We start from the raw sequence: 3,947 nt of genomic DNA, 5'->3' as shown, positions 1-3,947 counted from the left end.
CCATTGGTGCCGCCATCGCCAAGCTGCAGCGTGCCCATATTGACCTGGGAGCCACCCGTATAGCTGTTCTCACCCGTCACGATCAACGTGCCGGTGCCTTCCTTGACCAGGCTGCCATCTCCGTCGATCACGCCCGTGATTTTGTTGGTATTACCTTCCGTGTCAATCGAACCATTGTTCGCGCCAAGCGTGACATGGCGCGCCGTGTCAAAACCATTAGAAAAGCGAAGCGTGCCGCCATCAATACGCACGTCTCCAGAAGCATCGCCCAGATTCTCATTGGAACCAACTTCCAGAACACCAGCCTTGATATCCGTGCCGCCCTTATAGCTGTTGATACCGGTCAGAACCGTTTCACCAGTGCCCGTCTGCTCAAAATGCCCGTCACCGCTGATCGTGCCCGCAAAAGTATAATCATCAGAGCGATTAATGCCAAAGCCTGCACCGGCTGCAACATCGACATTGCCAATTATACTACCCGTCTTGCCGCCATTGCCGATCTGCAAAATACCAGCATTGACCTGCGAGCCGCCAGCATAGCTATTCTCACCATCCAGAACCAGCGTGCCAGTTCCCGTTTTGACCAGCTGCCCAGCACCATCAACAGAACCGCCAAATTCGACCAGATTGGCATTCGTGTTGATCACGCCATTATTGGTACCCAAAGTGACCGTGCGATCCTTGCCAAGGGTTGCCGGCGCGGCAAAGCGCAATTCACCACCATCAATCAGAACAGACCCATGTTCATCGCCCAGATTATGATCACGTTCGATTTCCAGAACACCGCTCGTGATCTCAGTGCCTCCAGCATAAGTGTTATGGCCGGTCAGCTTCGTGACACCGGTCCCCTTCTGCACCACCTTGCCCGCACCGCTGATCGTGCTATCGAGCGCTATATCTTTTGACAAATCCGTCGAGAAGATCGTGCCGGCTGCAAGATGCACATCCCCTTCAATACTGCCCTGTGTGCCGCCATTCCCGATCTGCAATTCGCCATGATTGACCGTGCTGCCACCCATATAGGTGTTCTCACCCGTCAAAATCGTCTTGCCAGACCCCTCCTGGATCAGCGCGCCATAGCCCGACAGCGTTCCCGAGATCGTATAGACATCCGAACGATTGATCTTCAGTTCGGCCTCATCCTGCTCGTTGGAGCCAATCACAATATTGCCGGTGACACTGCCCGTGTTACCGCCATTGCCAAGCTGCAACGTGCCCTGGGTGATTTGCGTGCCGCCCGTATAGCTATTGTCGGCTGCAAGGATCAAAGTGCCAAGGCCGGTCTTGTTCAAGCCAGCTGTGGTAAGAAGCTGGTTTTCCACCGTGGCAGTGATCATCTCACTGCCAGCCGTATTCGTACCGACCGCCACAACCGACTTCGCACTTCCCTCACCCGTCAGGACAAGCCCGTCGCCTTTCAGCGTATAGCCATCCACAAGGAACATCATGCCATCAGATGCGACCTGGCCATAGGTATCGACAATCGTCACTTCACCACCAGTGCCGCTGAAGATCGCCATTTCATCGTTCGGCCAAGCCGTATTGACGGCACCGCTCGGCGTGGTCCAGCTATTATTGCTGGCTTCATTGCTCCAAATCCCAGTACCGCCATCGACCTGGCCATTACTTGGACCATTCGGCCCATCCCAATAGGAAACCGTAGCACCACCGGTCGATAGAAGCAGGACCCGGTTTGCTGTATTCGTATCGATAACAAAGCTGACACCGCTTGGGGCTGTGCCAAGCGTGAAGCCATCATTTTGCAAAGTGCCATAATCGAACAGGCGATAGGCGCCTTCGCCAAGCCCGCCAAGCGATTCCACATTCAGCGTTCCAGCCAATGTGAGTTTGCCCTTCACGTCAAATAACGCACTGGCACCCGGATCGAACAGGCTGAGCTTCGCATCGACGACGCTGCCCGTGGCCAAGGTCAGATCCTGGTCAAAGGTCAGGGTCTTGCCCTGCGTGCCATAGAGCGTACCGCCAGAAGCAATCGACGTATTGCCCAAAATCTCGCCAGAACCCGACAGATCGCCTGTGGCCGAGACATTGACCGTCGAGCCAAGCTTATGATCGACAATCAAGGTGCCATTGGCCGCCGTCGTGCCGGTAAAGCCGCTATTGTCGCCCGTCAGATGCAGGGCGCCCGGACTATCGACCTTCAGCGTGCCGCTCCCGGTCAGACTGCCCTGATAGATCTCCGCATTGGAATGATTGAATTCCAGCGTGCCAGCACTTGCAATGGTGATCGCGCCCTTGACAGTCCCGTCCAGCCCGCCATCGCCAATCTGCAACGTGCCCTGATTGATCAGCGTGCCGCCAGTATGGTCCAGATTAGCCCCGATAATCAGCTTACCGGCGCCATTCTTGATCAGCTGGCCCGAGCCGCTGACATCATTGTCAAACTGGTAATTATCCGAACGGTCAACGATCAGATTGCCATTGTTGAGGACGATATTCGCTTGACTGACCGAACCCGTTGCAGCGCCATTGCCAATCTGGACAGCACCGCCATTCACCACCAGGTCTTCGACAAAGTCATTGGCACCCGTCAAAATCAGCGTGCCAGTCCCTTCCTTGGTCAGACCGCCAACCCCGCCAATCGCGCCGGAAAGCGTGTTGATGAAATTTGTGGATACAACATTGCTGCTCTGTGCAAGCTCAATCGCATTGGCAACCGTGAAAGCAGAACCAAACTCCAGCGAACCGCCATCCAGCGTCACAACGCCACCGGCCGCACCCAGACTGCCGGCAACGCTTGCGACAAGCTTGCCCTCTTCAATATGCCAGGGCAGTACGACCGCCGAGGTCCCCGTCAATGTCAACGTGCCAGCGCCAGTCTTCCCAACCGTCGCAAAGCCGGAGTAAATGTCGGTAGTCGCATTGATACTCATATCGGCGGTTCCGCCAAAAAACAGCGCCGCATCCGTAATACCACTAGAAACAATCACAGCGCCTTGTATATAGGACCCAGCGCGCAGTTCCAATGTGGCGCGTTCACCGACGATTTCGATTGCACTGGCAGAAGTTGAACCAGGCTGTACGATGCCGGCATTAACAACATAAGCATCATGACCAAGCCTAATACCTGAGCCCGCATTAGCAGCAGCGTCACTGCCGCCACCCTTCACCGTTCCGAAGTTCTCAAACCGCGAACCGACACCCACAACAGCAACACCATCGCCGCCACCTCCCAAGGTGCCCTGAGATGGACCGGCACCACCAGCACCGCCAAAGATTGTCGCACCTTGAACGTTGATCAATTGACCATTGATCATTGCGCCCGCACCGCCACCGCCGCCAGAATAGCTGCCTGCGCCCCCCTTACCGCCCGAAATAGCCATTCCCACATGCGTAGACGCCACACCGCTACCCAAAAACAGACCAGCACCGCCGCCGCCGTTGGTAGCCTTTAAGTTTCCATCCGACGTACCTGCGACCCCATTTCCTCCATCTCCGCCCTTTATGATACTGACACTCGGCAATATTTCTAAAGCCCCAACTGCACCGCCGCCACCACCGCCCGCCGTTAACGCCGTTCCAGTGGCATTTTTACCATTTGCGCCAAAGACATTCCCGCCTTCCCCTCCAGAACCCAAGACGGTTCCAAAGCTAATCCCGTTGTAGCCACCGCCACCGCCACCGCCAGTGACACCGCCCGGGCTCGAAACACCAGCTCCACCATTACTTCCGCCGCGGCCGCCAGATCCGCCAGCATAGTATGTGTCGTTAATATTAGTTCCCCCTCCATTACCTCCACCGCCACCCCCGTTTAGGCTCGTGCCGCCACCCCCGCCACCACCGCCATTGCCAGTCTTGTTACCCTTCAGATCCTCGGCCTGGGCCTGACTAGGCCGTGCACTCATAAATAGGCTAGCTATTTGAATGGATTGGTTATTGAAAGGCCTCGGATTTGGAGGTCTTTGATGTCACGTCGCCGCTATGAA

Annotated in this window: 1 protein-coding gene; it reads right to left on the bottom strand. The window is 56.0% G+C overall.

The annotated features are described in order from the left end of the window. The coding region (locus ACTJKP_RS26465; protein WP_440632777.1) for an autotransporter-associated beta strand repeat-containing protein at nt 1-3,866 on the bottom strand (3,866 nt) is incomplete at its 3' end. Between the last annotated feature and the right edge of the window lie 81 nt (nt 3,867-3,947).

The organism is Brucella sp. 22210, from assembly GCF_052045675.1.
Classification (GTDB): domain Bacteria; phylum Pseudomonadota; class Alphaproteobacteria; order Rhizobiales; family Rhizobiaceae; genus Brucella.
Note: the sequence above shows the minus strand (reverse complement) of the source record. Positions and strands in the feature narration are given on the sequence as shown.